The following is an 18,786-nucleotide window of genomic DNA, read 5'->3' on the forward strand; positions in this document are numbered from 1 at the left end:
CGAACTCCGTCGAATTCGAGACGTTGCTCAGCGACGCCGACAGCCACTCGAACAGCTCCTCGTACTTGAGACCGTCGAGTGGAGCGGGGCTGCGCTGCACGGACAGACGGGCCAGCATCTGATAATTCACCTGCGGACCGGCGCCGACCGCGAAGACCGTCACCCCACGGGCCATTTCGACACCGTTCAGCCGCGCGACCGCCTCACCAAAACCCTCCTGGTTCGGTTCACCGTCAGTCAGCAGCAGTATCCACGGCCGGTAATACTGCAGGCCCGCAGCCTTATACGCATCCTTGCGGTCTTCCAGTATGTCCAAGGCCAGATGTATACCCGCGGCCATGTTCGTCCGGCCGGACGCGGTGAACCGGGCCGGCTGCAGCATGCGCGCCTCCTGCATAGGCACCAACACCGTCGCCACCGACCCGAACGTCACCACCGCCACCTCCACCCGCTTACTCGCCAGCGTCTCGGTATTCAGGTACTGGGTAAACGCCGCGTACCCGCGCTCAAGCGCCGCGATCGGTTGCCCCATCATCGACCCGGAAACATCCGCCAACACGACGCAGGCGACGCGCGGGTCCGGGTTCTCGTCATTGAGCTCCACCGCCCAGCCACCTTGTGACAACCGACTCCCCTCTCATCCCGCTCCGCCCGACGGCGGAGTCACGTCGATGACCGCGTTCACACACCAGCGTTCCACATTCCCGCCGCCCGAGCCGGTCGAATGGGCAAGCCCAGCGAATTCTGACGCTCACGTTGAATGCGTCGCACGCCGTTCGGGACGTGGCCGCACCCGTCACCCCATATCGCCTCCAGAATGGCGGGTCTGAGCTGATGCCACACCGCTTTCTGGTCGCCCTTTGAGTACTTCGAAGGTCAGGATCGCCGTGCCGCACCGTCAGGCCGGCGAACGCCGCGCACGTCGAACCCTCGCACGTCGAAACGCCGCGGAGGGCGTCGATCCGATGCGCGTGCCGGTGCCCGATGGACTGCGTGTCACGGCGTTCCGCAGTTCCCTCCGGGGAAGTCCGCCTGGTGCTCGGAGATCCAGGAGGCGATTCGGCCCAGCGCCGCCGTCCCGGCGGAGAAGCTCCCCGACTCCGGTACGGCGGCGATCGCCACCGCGATGTCGCCGCTCGCCACTCGGACCACGCCGTACTGGCGGACGAGATACCCCCCGTCAACACCCGGACCCCAGCCGCCCTTGAACCGGGCCCCTTCGAGCGTGCCCAGACCCCAGCGCTGTCCGGAGGAGATGTCCGCCATCAGGTCTAGCACCGGCTGATCGACGGGGTTGCAGTCGGCGACGGACAGGAACCTGGCCTGATCCGTGAGCGGCCAGAGTGTCTGACCGAAGGCCGAGAAACCCGGCCGGGTCACCACGCTCTGCACCTGCGGCGCCGGACCGGGTTCGGCGAGTACCGACTCGACCTTGATCTTCGCCGTGTCGGCGTCGCCGAGACTCTCCCAGATCGACTGGGCCGCAGAGTTATCCGATTCCGTGATGGCGGCCCGTATCGAGCCCGTGACCTCGTTGGTGCCGGTGTCGCGCAGCGACGCCAGGGACAGCGGCACCTTGATCGTGGACCAGGCCGGCCCCGACTTCCAATCCCCCAGACTCAGCACCCGGTCGGGGTCTTGTACTGGGGCGACCGCCAGTCCGATGTCGGCGCCGACGGACTGGCGCAGTTCGTCGAACAACGCGGTGAGTCGGGCCGACGGTGGGGAATCCATCGCGGATGACGGTTCGGGCAGCGGCCCCGGCGCCGGTTCCACGTGCTGTGACGCACTGCCCTGCCCCGAAATCTGCTGTGGGGCGGCGTGCTCACCGCTGCCGAGGCCCTGCCAGACCCTCGTTCGGTACGCGAGAACGCCCGTCACCGCGATCAGACCGACGGCGCACAGCACCGACACGATGATTACCGTCCGCTGTGCCGGTGCCGATCGGTGTCGGTGTTCGGTGCGATGTCGCGGCGTGGTGCCCCTAGTAGACATACACCACCGCGTCGTTGCCGCCGCGGCACGTCATGACGCGCTCGACCCGGCACGACATCGGGTAGCTCTTGTTGGTCACCGGACTGAATGCGGTGACTGTGTCGTCCCGATAAGCCGTGATGTTCGCGCTCGCATTGGCCTGGGCGAGCACGGCTTCGGCGAACGGGCACGACGTGACCTCATTGCCGCGGGCGGCGTGCCCGTACCGTCCGCGTCCCGCGCTCGAGCACTCGACGGCGCCGGGGGGCGGTGTACTCGCCGGTTCAAGGGCGGACAGCACCCCACCGCCGGGGATGCCGGTCGGGTTGACGGATGTGTAGCGGGACGTGGACGTCTGCGTCGTCGCCGTGACATCGTCGCTGGACTGCGACACGATGAGCGCGATGAGGGTGGTGATGACTGCGATGCCGAGGACGACGCTGAGTGTGATGAGTGCAGCGCGGGAGAACGGTTTCGACGACGCGGCAACGGCGGTCGCGGCCTGTGCGGTGGCGCGGTAAGGGTCCGGTGGGGGTGCGGTGACCTTGTAGACGACCTGCGGGTCGGGGCGGCTGGCGGTGCTGGCGGCGCGTTGGTGTCTGCGGGTGACGCGTTCGTCGTCGATGGCGCACCAGGGGCACGGATCGGCTTCGGCGGGCATCTGATGGATCCCGCGCGGGCAGGTCACCATCTGGATCCGCAGCAGCGCCTCACGCCACTCCACCGCCGAGGGCCGCGCCGAGGGATCACGGGCACCTTCGGTGAAGGCCCGCGCGAACAGTCGCTGCACCTCCTCGGGCAGGAACGTCACCGACGGCGCCAGTGGATGCCGGGCCAGCAGCGACCCCGGCGCCCCCGCCCACGAGCCGGACTGCGCCAGCGTCAGCGCGTCGGGCTGGTCACCGACCCCGATCCAGGTGCCCCGCATGAACGGGTGATTACCCGCCATCAGCAGCAGGTGGATGTGCACCGCCAACGCGAACAGATCCGACGACCGCTCGCGGGCGCGTTCGCGCAGGTTCACCGACGCCAACTCCGGGGCGGTGAACTCCGGACGTCCCACCCCACAGAGGAACTGGCGCCCCGAGGCGTCGGTGAACTGCATCGAGTCGCAGTCCACCAACGTCACCTGCGTCGTATCCGCAACCAGGATGTTGCGCTCCTGGAAGTCCCCGATCACCGCATTGACCCGATGCACGGCCTCCACCGCCAGACACAGGTTGGCCGCGATGTTCACCAGGTGCATCCACGTCACGCCGCGCGTCCACTGCGGCGCCGTGGGCAGCGGCTCGGCGCGGTTCGACGGATTCGAGATCGAGTGGATCTCCACCGCATTGCCGGTGTCCACCCGCGACATCACGTACCCCACCACGCCGGCGTCGTCGGACACCACGTGCACCGGCCAGGTCAGCACCACAAACCCGTCGGGCTGCACCGCCCCCGGCGGGGACACCCCCACCATCGCCGCGACCTTCTCCACCTTGGCCGCCAGATCCCCCAAGTCGGAGTGGAACAGCTTTACCACCCACTCCGGACGACCCACCACCTCGTACACGGTGCCCTCACCCGCCCGCGCGACCACACCACCCAACGAAACACCGACCCCGATGTCGAGACTCAGTTCCTTCACCATTCGTCCCTAGCTGTTGGGTACCGCGCCACCGAGCGTGAAGCGGCGTCGATTCGCGCGATCACGGTGCGTCGAGAATCCGCTGCCGCGGATTGTTGAAAAGTGTTGCGAGGTCATGCTCTACGACGGAATTACCGGCTCCGGCCCCATCGAACAAGGACACCACGAACGTGATGCCACGTAGAACGCCGATCAGGCGGTACTCGTCCGGAGACGGATACGACGGGCCCGCGCTCGACTTGCCGGGTCCGCGGCCCCGCAGAGTCCGACGCTGTGGCCAGCAGGTCGGTCACCGAGGTCGAGGCGGCGATGGGGCGGCTCTCGGTCGACGTCTGCACCGCGGCGGAGGTCGGCATTCTCGGTGTGCTGCATCCGGTGACGCCCGCGGCTGCTGCCACAACGAACCAACATCGCGATGGCGACACCCACCGCTCGGGACACGGACGAGCGGCCGGTGGTCCGTCGGCGTTGCGCGGCTTTCGGATGTTCGCGCCCTCCGAACACGTTTCGATCGCGTCGAGGCTCGCCGTAGCAGCGCATTCGTCTCCCCCGGACCGACTACGGATCGACCGTGAAGGGCTGCTCGCCGTGGATGTGCCGGCCCTGCTCAGTGTCCACATCGACGACGTAGGTGTACTGCCCCGGCGCCTTGATCGTGAACTTCCAATGGCCGCTCTCGGCGAAACCGTTCACGCTCTGGTTGGCGCTGTAGACGCTGTTCCCGTTGGCGTCGAGCACCGTCGAGGTCTCGTGTCCCCGGATGATGGAGCCGTCGGTGGTGTTCCAGCTCAGTCCTAGGTTCACCGACCAGTGTCCGTTCGCCGTCCGACCGAGCCGGAAGTGGTTGGGTTCGATCTCGGTGCCATAGGCGAATCCACGCTGTACGTGGATCGACAGTTGCAGACCGGTCGGATCCGCGTGTGCAGGCACGGCGACGACCAGTGCCATCAGAGCTGTTGCGAGTGCTGTTGTCACCCAGCGCATACCGCAGGTGCCGAACTCGCGACGTCCCATCTGCGCGTCATCTCGTCGATTCATGTCACGTACCCTTCTCGAGCTGGATTCGAAGTGAGTTCTCCGAATTTCCTGTGGTTGCGGGTGATTCATCAGCCGGTCACCCGCTCCGATGAGGTCCACCGGCCGTCGATGAACCGATGGGTCACTTCGACGGTCGCGTACGGCGAATAGCCGAGGTCGTCGGTGGGTTCGAGGCTGTCGGGATAGATCAGCTTCTCGTCGGTGACGATCGCTGACCCGTCGATCCGCATCTGATCGATGTAGCGGGATTCGCCGTAGCTGCTGCCCGACACCGGCGATTCACCGGGCATGATGGTCGTCCCGACGGGACGGGGAGACCCCGGGGTGGAAAAGTCGAAGACGCCGACGAACTCCATCATCGACGATCGTCCGGCACAGCACTGGTCGACCGGGGACCCGAAGCAGACGAACGTGACGGCGACTTCTTCGGTGCCGTCTCCGTCGGCGTCCAGCCAGCCGGCCAGCTTGGCATTGGTGATCGACGCGCCGCCGAACTCCCCGGACGCGGTGCGCGCCTCGCCCTCACCGTTTCTCACGGTGATGGGTACGCTGTTCTTCCATCGGTAGTCGCCGTCCCCGCACGCACCGGCTGGGAACGTCATATTGAGGATCGTGTCGTCGGTGACCCCGGAGGGCCTGGCCGGGGTCGTGCTCGCCCCCGGTTTGCATCGGCACATGGTGATGGCCTTAACGGTCCCGCTGACGGTGCCTCCCGCGTCGGAGAAGCCGTCGACCAGGATGCGATAGGCGTTGGGGTTGAGGGGATTCGGATCGGCCGCGTAGAGCACGCCGTGCGAGCCGTCGTCGCCTGTGACCGTTCCCAACGGATCGCCGTAGAGCTCAGTGGCCCGGCTCAGCGGCGTCCCGACCCGGACTCCGTCGATCGTGTGGCCGCCGTCGTGCGGCGCGATCGAATCGAGCACGCCGTCGACGAAGCCGAGGTCGCAGTCGCGCCACAACACCACGACTCGTCCGCCGGCCGACGCCGCGGGGAAATCGGGGTGCGTCTTGCGGATGTCGTCGATTCGCTGGCCCAGCTTGACGTCACCCACTCCATCCGAGGACAGGGCGGACGCCGCCGCGCCGACGTTCTGGGTCGCCAGCAGCCGCGCGGCCAGTTGACTGGCGTTGGCGGCCTGGACGAAGAGGCCGCCCGTCGCATCGGCGATACACCGCAGCTGGTCGCTGGCCGGGCCGTCGGTCTTGAATCCGACTGTGGAGATCGCCAGGTTCGGATGTGTCCGCTTGGCTTGGGCGGCTTCATCACACGGAGGCTGGCCGCAGGTGTCCTCGCCGTCGGACACCAGCACGATCGCCTGCGCGCTGTCGTCGGCCGGTAATTGCCCGACCGCGGTGCGCAGCGCCAGGCTGATCGGGGTGTAGCCGGAAGCCTTCAAACCGGCGATGCCGCCGCGCATCTGATCACTGTCCAGTCGGCCCAGGGGGATAAGCGTCCTGACGTCGGTGCAGCCGGCGTCGCGCTCGGTGTCCGCCGAACCCGTCGACGTGCCGTAGGCCTCCAACGCCAGGGTCGCGTCGTGGGGCAGTGCATCGACCAGACCCTGGGCGGCAGCCTTCGCGGCGTCGATTCGCGGGCCCGGCGCGTCGGTTTCGTTCATCGAACCTGACGCGTCGAGGATCAGCACGGTGGGTACGGCGATGATGTGCGGTGCCGCAGCGGAATACGGCGAGTCACCGCCGGCGCCGGATACGCTCTTGAATACGTTGCCGTTGACGGTGATACCGATGGCGACCACGACGATCACGACGGCCGCCACCGCAACGGAGGCGACGGCCGCAGGGCGCGACCACGCTCGCCGGGACGCCGGTTGTACCGGTGCGCCGCCACTCCCCACCGGCTGCCCCACAACGGGTTCGAGCGGGTGCGACGCGATCCTCGGAGCGGGCGCCGATTCGTCGGCGACCCAGAACTCCCACCCCGGAGGGGGAGGCGGCCACGAAGGATCCACGTGGCGTCCCGGGCCCGGTGACCATCCCGGTGGCACCGGCCAGTTCGGCGGTGGGTTGTATCGCATCACATCCCCCTTCGGGATCGGGGTCGCCCGCGACCACGAAGTCGGCTCTTCTCGCCCGTGTCACCGAGGACGGACTGCACGGTCTCAACGACCTCTACGCGCAGTCCGATCCCGTTGCCCGCCACTAAGGGACGACCGCGACGGTGGTGGTGGGCGCCGACGAACTCGACCCGCCCGAGGAACTCGACCCACCGGAAGACGTGGATCCGCCCGACGAACTCGATCCGCCGGAACCGAATCCCGGAATCCGGAATGCCGGGCGGGTCGGGACCACGGGCGCGGGTGTGGGTGCCTCGACGACGGGGGTCTGCGTCACCACCGGCGCCTGCGTCACCACCGGCGCCTCCGTCACCACCGGCGCCTCCGTCACCACCGGCGCCTCCGTCACCACCGGCGCCTCCGTCACCACCGGCGCCTGCGTCACCACCGGCGCCTCCGTCGTCGTGATGCGCGGTGCGTCCGTGGTGGTGACGACCGGGGCCTGGGTGGTGGTGACGGCGGGTGCTTGCGTGGTCGTCGGCGGCGTCGTCGTGACCCGCGCCTGCGTCGTGGTTGTCGGACTGCTCGAGGTCGACGGTGACGTGCTTGTCGTCGTGGGGGTCGATCCGCTGGGCGGTGTCGGCGAGGCCGACGACTCGCCGGCGCGCTGTTCCGGAGCCGGCACCCCGTCGGTCGTTTCGCTGGACGTCGAACCGCCGGGATCGTTTGCGGTCTCGGACCCGCCGGGATTCTGCCCAGAACCGTCCCCGTCCTGCGTTCCGGCCACGCGGGCCTTCTCGCTTCCGGAATTCCCGTCCACTCCGCGTTTGGACCCATCGTCCGGCTCGCGTCGGGTCTCGGAAATACCGGGCCCAGAAGGTTTGATCGGCTGGTTAAAGAACGGGATGAAGAGCTGGCTACCGACCTGCGCGACCTGAGCCGCGACCTGGGTGACGGCCAACCCCGCGTAGAGACCCGAAACGTCCGGTCCACCGGGGAGACCCGTCTGGTCGCCGGGCGCAGGATCGCCACCGGGCAGCGGGAAGCCGCCGTTCCCGTCCGGCGGCAGCGGCGCGCCCTGGTCCGGCACGCCTCCGCCGAATACGCCTGAGCCACCGGAACTTCCGCCAGCACCCGAACCGTAGGGACCGCTCGCGTTGTAGGAATCGCCGTAGACGATTCCGGTCGACTCCGGCGCGGCCTGTTCGGCCGCCGCTCGAGGCGGTGGCGGAACGTAGATCACCGGCTCACCCGCGGTGTTCGGCACATTCCCAACCGCCGGTTCGAAGGTCACCGGCACGCTGTCCGGTTCCTGTGCGAAGAGCTGCTGGCGGGCGGCCGGTCGCACCGCCACCGCGACCGAGACCGAGGCAGCCGCGATCAGCACCACCGCCAGACCGCCGACCGTGCTGCCGACCAGCAGGGAGCGCGGCCGGGTCGCCGCGCCGGCGGGGTCGGATTCGTCGTAGGCCACAAGCGGGGCGAGCGGCACCTGAAGCGGGACGTCCTCGCTTCGGCGGTCCGAATACGGCGTGCCGCCGGCGTATCCGAGACCTCCGGTGTCATCTTGTACCTGCGAGTAGGCGAGGTGGGAGGCCTGCGCAGGGTTGATCTCGGTCGGCGTCGTCGTCGCTCCGGTGTCCGCGCCGAGACTCGGTGCCATCACGGTGGCCGGACCAACGGCATCCGCGGTCGTCACGCCCGGCACACCGGCTGCGGTCAAGGCGCTGCGCAGGGCCGCGATCACGACCACGTCGTCGCCCTCGAGCCGAGTCGACACGAGTCGGTGACCGCCGGCGTGCAGGGCGAGATGCGTGGCCACCACCGTCTGGACGATCGCGGCCTGTTCGTCGGCGACGGTGGCGAAGTCGATCACTGAGTGATCGAGTCGCTCGCTGAACGCACCCGTCATGGTCACCTGCGCGACCGCGGCGCTGACGGCTACGGCGAGATGGACGTCCATGAACCCTCCCCCTGAATCAACATGAACTACGCGCTCGGCCGAGGTGCCGACCACGTACCGCGTGCAGGTCAAACCGGCCTGAGAGTACATCGAACACGCCTGACCCCTTATGTTTGCTCGGATAGTCGGGTGCTGTCCGTCGTTCCCGCGGCGGTGGGCGCCCCGCCACCGCAGTCTCGCAGCACTACCGCACCCGCCGATATCAGTCGATCGTTCGACAGCATGAGATCTGAGCCGTCGCTCTAGACCGCCGGCGCATCGGAGGTCGCGAACCACAACGCGACGGCGGTGACGCCGATGATCAGATAGATCGCTCCGATGATCAACGTAGCGTTTGCCGTCACGGGGCTCACCACACCGGTGCGGCGTGCTCGGGCCCGGGCCGCCAACGCCATGGGCGTCGTCACCGGAACGGCGAACGGGCCGAACACCACCACCAGCACGAGCGCGACCGCCGCGTAGCCTCCGGCGTCACCCGTCTGTGGGAGCGAACCGGGAGCCGCGGCGGACGGGCCCGCGTGCTGCGAGGTAGCCTGCGGACCTCGTCCACCGGGCAGCGGACCGGCTCCCGGTGTCGACGGGACGGCCGTCTGCATACCGGGCGCGCCCGCGGTGTAACCGGCCGCGAACCGGCTCGGCGGCAACGCCGGACCGGTGACCCCCTTGTGCACTGTTGGTTTCCTAACCAATCGCCGACGCTGTCGATGTTTGAATCGTGTCCGTCGTTGTCTCGGAAGGCAATCGTACGATTGGTCGACATCGATCGCCTGCGCGTTGGCAAACCCCGGCTTATTCTTGCCTCTAGTCGGCCTGCCCGCGACGCGCGCAGCCGTTCGTTTAACAGGCCGGAGGAGGTGGAGTGGCGTCGGGTCAAGCGGTCGGCGTCGATCCACCCTGTTCTCACTGCGGCTCAACCCTGCGCCCCCACGCGCCGTTCTGCGCTGCCTGCGGGCAGGCGGTGCAGAACCGCGTCGTGGCCCCGCCGGCGACACCCACGGTGTCCGCCACCGCCGTGACACGGGCCGCTCAGTCGCCCACGGCAGCACCTCAGCCTGCCGACCAGTTCCTGCTGGCCGGGCGGGAAGTCAGACTGTGCGCCGGGATGCTCGACATCGCGGCCACGCTTAGTCCGGTGGTATCGCTCGCGGTGATCGGAGCAGTCCTCGGCGTCCCCGCTGTGCTCTACATCGTCGTGCCGGTGGCGGTTGTCGCCGTGTGGATCTGGCAGCAACTGTGGCTGGGTCTCACCGGAACCACGGTCGGCAAGGCGGTCGTCGGCCTGCGCGCCGTGCGCTCGGCGGACCGCAGACCCCCCGGTTTTGCGGCGGCCGCACTGCGCAGCGCGATCTTCGGCGCCAGCCTCGGACTCGCAGCGCTCCCCGTACTGATCAGCCCGACCCCACGGGGTCGCCACGACGACGTCACGGGAATCGACGTGATCGACGTGACCATCGGCGAAAACCCGCTAGGCCGACGCCAGCAGACTCCACTGCGCAGGTCCATCGACCGCAGCCTGAAAACGGTTCAATCGCCGGTGCCGTTGGCGTCGGCGGGCACACGGAGGGCGCCCTAGATGCACCTGAAGTTCATCCTGCGTCGCGACGACGGGACCCAGGCGCAACTCGCGATGACAGCCGACGCCACCGCCACCGTCGGCGACTTGGCGACGGCGCTCGGTATCGGAGACCCCGAGCGCCGGAACGCCGCGGGGCACCGCAACCCGACGCTCAAACTCGAGCACAACGCGTTCGACCCGAACGCGAGCGGTAGGGTGCTGAACCCGGCACGGGGACTGGTCGAAGCCGGAATCCGGTCCGGTTCGCGGGTCAGCATCACCGCAGGCGCTGCGGCACCGGCGCCGGCCGCCCGGCCCCGCGGACGCGCCGTCGCCGTGCTCCGCGTGCTCGAGGGCCCCGACGCCGGACGCGAATTTGCCCTTCCGCCGGGCAATTCCACCATCGGCACCAAACACACCGCCGACGTGGTGCTGTCCGACCCGGGCGTCTCCGCCGTGCATGCAGCCGTCAGCGTGGGCGAGAGCATCGAGATCTCGAACCTCGCCGGCCCGTCCGGGCTCGTCGTCGGCGGCCGCGCGATGCAACGCGCCCTGCTCGGTGTCAGCGACATCGTTCGGCTCGCCGGAACGTCCATCATGATCGTGCACATCGTCCGGCCGGGATTGCTCCAATCCGACAGCCCCGTGGTCGAATTCAACCGCTCGCCACGCGTCGTCGCCCGCTTTGAGGAGCGGCGCTTCGCGGCACCCAAGTTGCCCCAGCGGCCCGAGCCCGAACACTTCCCGTTGGTCTCGACACTGCTGCCGCTGCCGATGGGGTTGGTGTACTTCGCGATCACGAAGAGCCTGCTGGCCGTGGGCTTCATCGCGCTGAGTCCGCTGCTTATGCTCGGGATGTACTTCGACCAGAAGCGGCAGAACCGGAAGAAGCGCAAGCTCGAAGCCGAGCGGTTCGCCGACGGATTACGGGCTCTGGCGGCCGATCTCACCGCCGCCCAGCGAGTCGAGGTGGCCGTGCGGCTCAGCGAGCGGCCGGCACTGCCCGAAGTCGTCGACGCGGTTCACCGCCTCGGCCCGCTGATGTGGACCCACCGCCCCGAGCACCCCGGTTTCCTCAGCGTGCGCCTCGGGCTCGGCGACGCGGCGTCGCGCTGCCACGTCGAGGGTGACGACGAACCGGACGCCGAGCCCGGCTACCGCGAACAGCTCACCTCCCTCAAGGAGGAGTTCGCTCAGGTCAAAGACGTTCCGATCGTCGCCGACCTCACCGAGTGCGGCGCGCTGGGCGTCTGCGGTCCGCGTGGGCTGGTGGACGGCGTGGCCCGAGGCCTCGTCATGCAACTGATCGGACTGCACTCCCCCGCCGAGCTCGCCGTGGCCGCGTTCTCGTCGCCGCACCTGCAGGGCTCGTGGGACTGGCTGGAGTGGATTCCGCACACCGGCTCGCTGCACAGCCCGCTCGCGGGCAATCACCTGACCGACAGCGTCGAAGGCGGCGTCGCCCTGCTGTCCCGGCTCGAGGATCTCGTCAAGCAACGCGCCGAGGCTCTGGCGACGCGAACGGCCCCGCGGTACGGACCGGTCTCGGATGCGTCCGCGTCCCTCCAAGAGCCCGCCCTGACCACGCCCGCGGTGGTCGTCCTGGTCGAGGACACCGCACCCATCGACCGGGCGCGGATGACCCGGCTCGCAGAGCGCGGATCCGCCGTCAGCGTGCACGTCGTCTGGGTCGCCACACAGGTCAGCAGCCTGCCAGCCGCGTGCCGCACCTACCTCCTGGTCGAGAATCCCACGCAGGGCGCGACGGTCGGCGAGGTGCGCCACGGCAGGCACAACTTCCCCGTGGCGTGCGAAACTCTCGCCGTCGACGTCGCCGAACAGGTCGCCCTGCTGATGGCCCCCGTCGTAGACGTCGGCGCCGCCGTCGAGGATGCCAGCGACCTCCCCCGCACTGCCTCGTACCTCGGGTTGACCGACCCCGCGTTCGGCAGCGATCCGACCGCGGTGATCGCGCAGTGGACGTCCAACGACTCCGTAGTCAACCGCACCGGGCCCGTCACGCCACTGCGCACCGCGCCGTCCCTGCGCGCGCTGGTCGGCTCGACTGGAACCGAGGACTTCCACCTCGACCTGCGGGAGCAGGGACCACACGCCCTCGTCGGCGGCACCACCGGCTCGGGTAAGAGCGAGTTCCTGCAGGCGTGGGTGATGGGAATGGCCGCCGCCCACAGCCCCGACCGTGTGACGTTCCTGCTCGTCGACTACAAGGGCGGCGCCGCCTTCGCCGAGTGCAATCACCTGCCGCACACCGTCGGGCTGGTCACCGACCTGTCGCCGCATCTTGTGCGCCGCGCGCTCACATCGCTGCGGGCCGAGATCAAACACCGCGAGGAGCTGCTCAGCGACAAGAACGCCAAGGACCTCGTCTCGCTCCAGCAGTCCGGAGACCCCGACGCCCCGCCCAGCCTGGTGATCATCGTCGACGAATTCGCGGCCTTGGCCTCCGAGGTGCCCGAGTTCGTCGACGGGGTCATCGACGTGGCTCAGCGCGGCCGCTCCCTTGGCCTGCACCTGATCCTCGCCACGCAGCGCCCAGCGGGCGTCATCAAGGCCAGCCTGCGCGCCAACACCAACCTGCGTATCGCGCTGCGGCTCAACGACGTCGACGACTCACTCGACGTCGTGGACGACAAACAGGCCGCTTACTTCCCGCCCGAGATCCCCGGGCGCGCAGTCGCAAAGACCGGACCGGGGAGGTTGATCACCTTCCAGGCCGCCTACGTGGGCGGCCGGTCCGACGACCAACCCGATCGCGCACGGATCGACCTGTGCGAGTTCAGGTTCGGCAAGCGCCGTCAGTGGCGGACCGAACTACCGTCGATACACACCGGGGACCGCGTGGGACCCAACGACATCAGCCGGATCGTCGCCACCGTCACCAGGGCCGCGGGCCAGCTGCGCCTGCCGACGCCGCGCAAGCCATGGCTGCCACCGCTCGCCGCGGTGTGCGCGCTCGAGGATCTGCCGACTCCGGCCCGCGAGGGCCAACTCGTCATCGGCCGCTGCGACCTACCGGGGAAACAGAGCCAACCCGTCGGCTACTTCGACCCCGACCTGGACGGCAACATGGCGATCATCGGGACCGGCGGTGCCGGGAAGTCCACGGCTCTGCGCACACTCGCGGTGTCGGCGGCGCTGGCCCCCGGCGACGGCCCCGTTCACGTGTACGGCTTCGACTTCGGGTCCGGCAGCCTGCGTGTCCTCGAGGCTCTGCCGCACGTCGGGGCGATCGTCTCCGGCGACGACGACGAGCGAATCGCCCGGGTGCTGCGCCGGCTCACCGGGGTGCTCGACGACCGCGCCGACCGGTTCGCCCGCGTCCACGCCGCGAGCATCTCGGACTACCGCAAGCTCAGCGGTAATCACACCGAACCGCGGATCCTGTTGCTGATCGACGGGATCGGTGCGTTCCGCGACGCCTACGAGTTCATCGGGCAGTCCACGAACTTCGCGATGTTCAGCCAGCTTGTCTCCGACGGGCGCAGCCTGGGACTGCACGTCGTCGTGACCGGCGACCGCCCCGGAGCGCTGTCCACGTCGCTGGCATCCACGATGCAACGCCGCCTGTACCTACGGCTGGCGAACGATGACGACTACGCGGCCGCCGGCGTGCCTTCCGACGTACTGACGGCCAACTCGCCGCGCGGTCGGGGCATCATGGCGCGCCAGGAGTTCCAGATGGCGGTGTATGGAGGCGATGCCAACGTCTCCGTGCAGGCCGCCGCCATCGAACGGCTCGCAACGGCGATGACCGAGGACGGCTTCGCGGCACCCGCACCGGTGCAACGGCTACCGGAGGCCGTCCCGCTGGAATCACTGCCCTCCGCGACGTCGAACGGGCTGGCGGTGATCGGACTCGGCGATCAGGATCTCTCCCCCGTCGGGTTCGCGCCGCGCGGACTCCTGATGGTGACGGGTCCACCCGGCAGCGGTCGGAGCACCGCGTTACTGACCCTGGCGCAGGCGGTGCGGCGGCAAGATCCCGCCACACGCGTCCTCTACATCGCACCGAGCGCTTCGGCCATCAGCGGTCTGGACATCTGGAGCGATGTGGCCGTCGGCGTCGATCAGGCCATCGAACTGGCGAACCGGGTGACGCCGACACTGGACGCTGGGGCTCCGCCCCAGCGGATGGTCGCCGTCATGGAGTCGATCGCCGGATTCGGCGACACCGCAGCCGAATCCGAGCTGACCACCTTCGTCAAGGCGATGTCCGAGTCGGCCATGCTGGTGATCGGCGAATCCGAGGTGTCGACGTGGAGCCAGATCTGGATGCTCGGTCAGCCGTTCAAGTCCGCCCGGCGCGGCCTGGTGCTGGCGCCGACGGGACTGGAGACCAGCTCCCTACTCAGCACCGAACTCGGGCGGGTACGCAACAAGCAGTACCCACCGGGCCGCGGCGTGCTCATCGAGAAGGGCAACGGCGTGTGGCTGCACGTCGCCAACCCCGTCACCTGACCCCGATCGCGGTGCAAGCCGTGCGTGCCGCCGAAAGACCGTGAGGATCCACATGGCCTACCAGGGCGCCGACCCCGTTCAGCTTCGCACCGTCGCAGCACGATTCGACAATGCCGCCGACACGCTGGACCAGTTGGTGAAAACGCTGAACGGCAAGGTGAACATCGGCTGGCTGTGGACCGGTGCCGACGCCGACCGCTTCCGGTCCCAGTGGGCGGGACGCTCCAGCCTATCCGTCAAGGCGGCCGCGGACGGCCTGCGCCAGGCCGGAATCGACCTGCGCCGCAACGCCGAGGAGCAGGAGCGCGTCAGCGGCGCGGTCGGTCTCGCGACCTCGTCCAGGAGCGGTGCCGAAGCAGGCGTGCCGACAGCGCCCGCCAGCACATCGTCGCTCTTCGACCGCATCAAGGTCAGCGACCGCTCGCAGGACGGGATCTACATCGAGCAGGTTATCGGGGCGGACGGCAGAACCCGTTTCATCGTGTACCTGAACGGCACGTCGGCGGCGGAACGCCTCACGGTCGGCCGCAACGCCGAAGTGATCCAAGGGCGCCCAGACTCCTACATCACCGGCAGGATCGACGCCGCACTCGCCGCGGCCGGCTACAAGCCCGGTAAGGACGGACCTGACGTCATGTTCGTCGGCTTCAGCCAGGGCGGCATGGACGCTCAAAACATCGCAGCCGCAGGCAGATACCACGTCACCGACCTCGTCACCTACGGCGCTCCCCTCACCCACGCCGACCAGTCCGGAATCAACACCGTCCACCTGCGCGCCAAGGGCGACGGCGTGCCGCAGATCCCCGGCCGCATCGCGACGGGCGCCATCCCCGGACCCGCCGGCGCCGTGATCGGTTTTGTCAACACCGCGGTCGGCGGCATCGGCGACCGGGTTCCCTTCACCGAACCGTGGGCGGGTCCGTCGAGCCACATCTTCGAATACGACCCGAAAATCAAGGCCCCCGGACCGCTGGACGACGGCAGGATCGGCTGGGACGACGCGTTCAACGCCGTCGGCGGAAACCACGCCAACGCGAAGACCTACGAGACCGTGGGACGGGCCTTCGACACTTCGACCGACCCGCGGTGGGCGGCCGCCCGCGACAGCATCGCGAAGTTCCAGGGCGAGGTCGTCGCGACGGTCGATCCGACGCAATCGACGAAATGACAGCGCCACCCGGCTGGGTCGACCCGAACGCCCCCTCGACGACGAACGTGAACCCGAACGCCAGGACGATCCTTGGTATCGCTGCCGCGGCCCTCACCGCCGTGGTGGTCGCCACGCTCGTCACCGTCGTGGTGATGACCCGGGGCGTCGACTCGTCGAGCGGACCCCAAGCCGACGACGTGGTGCTGACCGCCGCCAACGCGGCGGTCGCCGATCCCTTCGGCCAGTCGGTCGTGCTGGACCGCACACCGCCGTCACCCGAAGCCGCGCAACACATCACGGAGAGCGTCGCGGGCATCCCCTACTTCCCCGATCGCGGAGTACGGCTAGCGTCGGGTACCCAGCGCGGGATGTACGGCACGTTCAACCGGCCGCACGGTCCGTGCGATGGCGCCACCGCGGCCACCGCCCTACTGAACGACGCAACGCGGGGTACGACATGGGCCACTGCGCTGGATCTGCAACGCAACGAGATCCCTTACTACCTCAACACTTTGACGCCCGTGACGTTGACCGTCGACACCTGGGTGACATCCTACGGTTACGTCGACGGCGCCGCGCGCCCCTACCAGACGGTCCTGCAGGCGGGCAACGCTGTGATGATCGACCCCGCGGGCGTACCGCGACTGCACTGCGAGGGGCTGAGCCCGCTGGCGCCGCCGGCGAACCGCAACCTGTCCGACCTGAGACAGATGGGCAGGCCCTGGCCCGAATTCGACGGCCGGAAGGTGGTCGCCATCGCCTACACTGCGGGCACCGCCGCGCAGCCCACCGCCGAGTTCACGCTGCTCGACCTGGCCAGTGGGCAGACCGTCAATCGCAACGCGGGCGGAACGATCAACCTTGGCCCCGGCGCGACCCGACTGCCCAATCCCGTCGCCATGAACGCCGCACCCTAGGTTCACCCCATGTCAAAAACTCACCTCAACATGCTGCGAACCGCCCGCCTGCCGGCGTGGCGGCGAGGTGCGTGCGCAGTTGTTCGATCGTCGATTTGCTGGGCAGTAGAATTCCGGCCTCCGCAGGACACATCCGACGCTGCGCCGTTCTTGCTTGCGGGGAGCAGGCTGGACCGACAGACGTACGACGTTTCAGAAGTCAGACATACGCGAGAGCGCCATGGGGTGATGAGTTGATTCCAACGCTGCGACTAGACACCGGCGCGACGGTGACGTTGGGGAAGGTAATCGCCCGGGCCGGGGAGGGCACCATTTATGAGGTAGCCGACCGTAATGATCTGGTGGTCAAGGCGTTCCATTCCGACCTGAAGGATCTCGACGCTAAACGTGCCAAGGTGGCCGCAATGACCGCCTCGCCTCCAGCCGGGGTTGTGCAAGCCGACGGTTTCGTAGTGCTGACGTGGCCGCTGCACTCGGTTGAGGGCTTGGACGGCACGGCGGGATACGTGATGGCGCGAATCGATACCACCAACGCCGTCGAAATACACTCGGTGAGCAATCCGTCGAACCGGACGAGTCCGCTCCCTTCTGCACCGCAGTGGACTCGGCACGTCACCTGGGAGCACCTGGTAACGGTGGCCGCCAATCTCTGCCTGGCGGTCGACACGGTGCACGGCGTCGACGCGGTGATCGGTGATTTTCAGGAACGTAACGTACTCGTCAGCGACACGGCGAGAGTGACGTTGGTTGACTGTGACTCGATGCAGTTCACCGCTGCCGATGGTCAGCAGTTCCTCTGCGGGGTGGGCCGCCCGGAGTTCACCGCACCCGAACTGGCCGGGGTTAATTTGTCGACAACTGCCCGCGACAGGCCTTCCGATTTGTTCGCTCTGGCTGTACACATTCACTTGCTCCTGATGGCCGGCAACCACCCATTTTTGCGCGGCGAATGGACGGGTGCTGGTGAGCAGCCCAGTGCAATTATGTTGGCCAAGTCTGCTCAGTGGGCGGGCGGCCCAGGCTCCGCGCTGCGCACTCACCCGCTAGCGCCGCCAGTGAGCTTCCTGCCAAACGAGATTCAGCGACTGTTCAGCCGGGCCTTCACGGATGGCGCCCACAACCCTGGTGCACGCCCCTCTGCTGCCGAGTGGTTGCACGCGCTGACGGCACTTAGAGTCCGCACCTGCTCGCGCGCGCACCAAATTCCAGTCGGCACCCGACGCTGTCCCTGGTGTGCCATTGACGGTGAACGCGCCAAGCGTCGCAGCCAAGCCCGGGAGCTGGCCCCCTCCTCACGCACCATCCACTACACCGCAGCACCTAGCGCCGCTTCTGCCCCTCTCCCCGCCAACGCATCTAGCCACCGCGGCCGGTTCCTCGCGCTCGCCGGACTAGCCACCCTCGCACTCCTTGCCTTGATCGGCTTGGCCGTTCATCAAACCACCACGCCTGTTCGCGTCGACACCACGCCGCGCACGTCCTCCTTGTCCTCGACTACCTCGTCGACTCCGTGGATCGTTTCGTCGGTCTACCCCACGACGTACATCTCAACTCAGACAACAACTGTCCGCTCGACCTATCCGCCACCCGATGCTCAGTCGTACGAAAGTGTGTACCGCAATGCCAAGATTGGCGAGTGCGTCAATCGCCAACTGGGGCCTGCCAGAAGCGATGGGTCTTTCGAAGTAACGTCCCTCTACCTAACGGACTGCGGCGACCCGGACGCGACCAATAAGGTTACGAACAAGACCAACAACGTCAAGGATTGCCCGTACATCTGGGTACACAGCGATAAGAGCGGATTAGTCCTGTGCCTGACGAAGAACTAGACGAGGGGCCGACTCAATGCTGTCTACCGAATGCAGACGCGTCACCCACCGCCCCCACCGGCCAGCTGGTATTTTCTGAAATTCGTTATAGCACAACGTGATCCAGCCATCCGTGCAGAGGTTCTCCGCCGGCACACCTGCAACTAGCCGAAGCGCCTACCGGCAACGACCACCGACGCGGTCGCCACGGCGCCGGGCTGCTGCTCGACCTCGCCAGCGGGCAGACCGTGACACGC

General features: G+C 68.1%; 12 protein-coding genes. 5 read left to right on the forward strand and 7 right to left on the reverse strand.

The genetic code is table 11. From position 1 onward, the window contains the following. From H276_RS0121780 to H276_RS0121815, 7 genes are all read right to left on the reverse strand, one after another. Positions 1-604, reverse strand: a 604-nt coding sequence (locus tag H276_RS0121780; RefSeq protein ID WP_019971806.1) for a VWA domain-containing protein, incomplete at its 3' end; no start/stop codon positions are given. Positions 605-996: 392 nt separating this feature from the next. Continuing rightward, complete coding sequence (locus H276_RS0121785) at positions 997-1,914, reverse strand: hypothetical protein (protein ID WP_019973402.1); 918 nt, start codon at positions 1,912-1,914, stop codon at positions 997-999. Positions 1,915-1,984: 70 nt separating this feature from the next. After that, positions 1,985-3,607 carry a hypothetical protein gene (locus H276_RS24355; protein ID WP_019973403.1) on the reverse strand — a complete coding sequence of 541 codons (1,623 nt, stop codon included), beginning with the start codon at positions 3,605-3,607 and terminating at the stop codon, positions 1,985-1,987. 555 nt (positions 3,608-4,162) lie between these two features. Beyond that, a complete protein-coding gene (locus H276_RS0121795) occupies positions 4,163-4,642 on the reverse strand; it encodes a hypothetical protein (RefSeq protein ID WP_155943217.1) in 480 nt (159 codons plus the stop codon). Positions 4,643-4,710: 68 nt separating this feature from the next. Further along, a complete protein-coding gene (locus H276_RS0121800; protein ID WP_155943218.1) occupies positions 4,711-6,678 on the reverse strand; it encodes a VWA domain-containing protein in 1,968 nt (655 codons plus the stop codon). Between the two features lie 124 nt (positions 6,679-6,802). Then, on the reverse strand, positions 6,803-8,620 hold the full coding sequence (locus H276_RS25565) for a hypothetical protein (RefSeq protein ID WP_020657105.1): 1,818 nt from the start codon (positions 8,618-8,620) through the stop codon (positions 6,803-6,805). A 242-nt stretch (positions 8,621-8,862) separates the two neighbouring features. Further along, positions 8,863-9,291 carry a hypothetical protein gene (locus H276_RS0121815; RefSeq protein ID WP_019973407.1) on the reverse strand — a complete coding sequence of 143 codons (429 nt, stop codon included), beginning with the start codon at positions 9,289-9,291 and terminating at the stop codon, positions 8,863-8,865. Between the two features lie 188 nt (positions 9,292-9,479). Between H276_RS0121815 and H276_RS23445 the strand changes: the two genes are divergently transcribed. The 5 genes from H276_RS23445 to H276_RS23725 all read left to right on the forward strand — a co-directional run bounded on the left by H276_RS23445 (position 9,480) and on the right by H276_RS23725 (position 18,550). Next, positions 9,480-10,193, forward strand: coding sequence for an RDD family protein (locus H276_RS23445; RefSeq protein ID WP_051111504.1), 714 nt, complete (start codon positions 9,480-9,482; stop codon positions 10,191-10,193). After that, positions 10,194-14,654, forward strand: a complete 4,461-nt coding sequence (locus H276_RS0121825) for an FtsK/SpoIIIE domain-containing protein (RefSeq protein ID WP_019973408.1) — start codon at positions 10,194-10,196, stop codon at positions 14,652-14,654. A gap of 52 nt (positions 14,655-14,706) precedes the next feature. After that, the gene (locus tag H276_RS0121830) at positions 14,707-15,822 is read left to right on the forward strand and encodes a WXG100 family type VII secretion target (protein ID WP_019973409.1); all 1,116 of its coding nucleotides are present in this window, start codon (positions 14,707-14,709) and stop codon (positions 15,820-15,822) included. Beyond that, on the forward strand, positions 15,819-16,721 hold the full coding sequence (locus tag H276_RS0121835; RefSeq protein ID WP_019973410.1) for a DUF6777 domain-containing protein: 903 nt from the start codon (positions 15,819-15,821) through the stop codon (positions 16,719-16,721). The genes H276_RS0121830 and H276_RS0121835 overlap by 4 nt, the downstream gene beginning before the upstream one ends. Positions 16,722-16,954: 233 nt before the next feature. After that, positions 16,955-18,550 (forward strand): hypothetical protein, encoded by a 1,596-nt coding sequence (locus H276_RS23725; RefSeq protein ID WP_155943219.1) that lies wholly within the window; start codon positions 16,955-16,957, stop codon positions 18,548-18,550. Positions 18,551-18,786: the final 236 nt, after the last annotated feature.

This window comes from Mycobacterium sp. 141 (assembly GCF_000382405.1).
Taxonomy (GTDB): Bacteria; Actinomycetota; Actinomycetes; order Mycobacteriales; family Mycobacteriaceae; genus Mycobacterium.

Coding starts and splice junctions, on each gene's coding strand:
- H276_RS0121795 (WP_155943217.1), bottom strand. CDS start 4,642: ATGAATCGACGAGATGACGCGCAGATGGGACGTCGCGAGTTCGGCACC.
- H276_RS0121835 (WP_019973410.1), top strand. CDS start 15,819: ATGACAGCGCCACCCGGCTGGGTCGACCCGAACGCCCCCTCGACGACG.
- H276_RS0121825 (WP_019973408.1), top strand. CDS start 10,194: ATGCACCTGAAGTTCATCCTGCGTCGCGACGACGGGACCCAGGCGCAA.
- H276_RS0121800 (WP_155943218.1), bottom strand. CDS start 6,678: ATGCGATACAACCCACCGCCGAACTGGCCGGTGCCACCGGGATGGTCA.
- H276_RS25565 (WP_020657105.1), bottom strand. CDS start 8,620: ATGGACGTCCATCTCGCCGTAGCCGTCAGCGCCGCGGTCGCGCAGGTG.
- H276_RS24355 (WP_019973403.1), bottom strand. CDS start 3,607: ATGGTGAAGGAACTGAGTCTCGACATCGGGGTCGGTGTTTCGTTGGGT.
- H276_RS0121830 (WP_019973409.1), top strand. CDS start 14,707: ATGGCCTACCAGGGCGCCGACCCCGTTCAGCTTCGCACCGTCGCAGCA.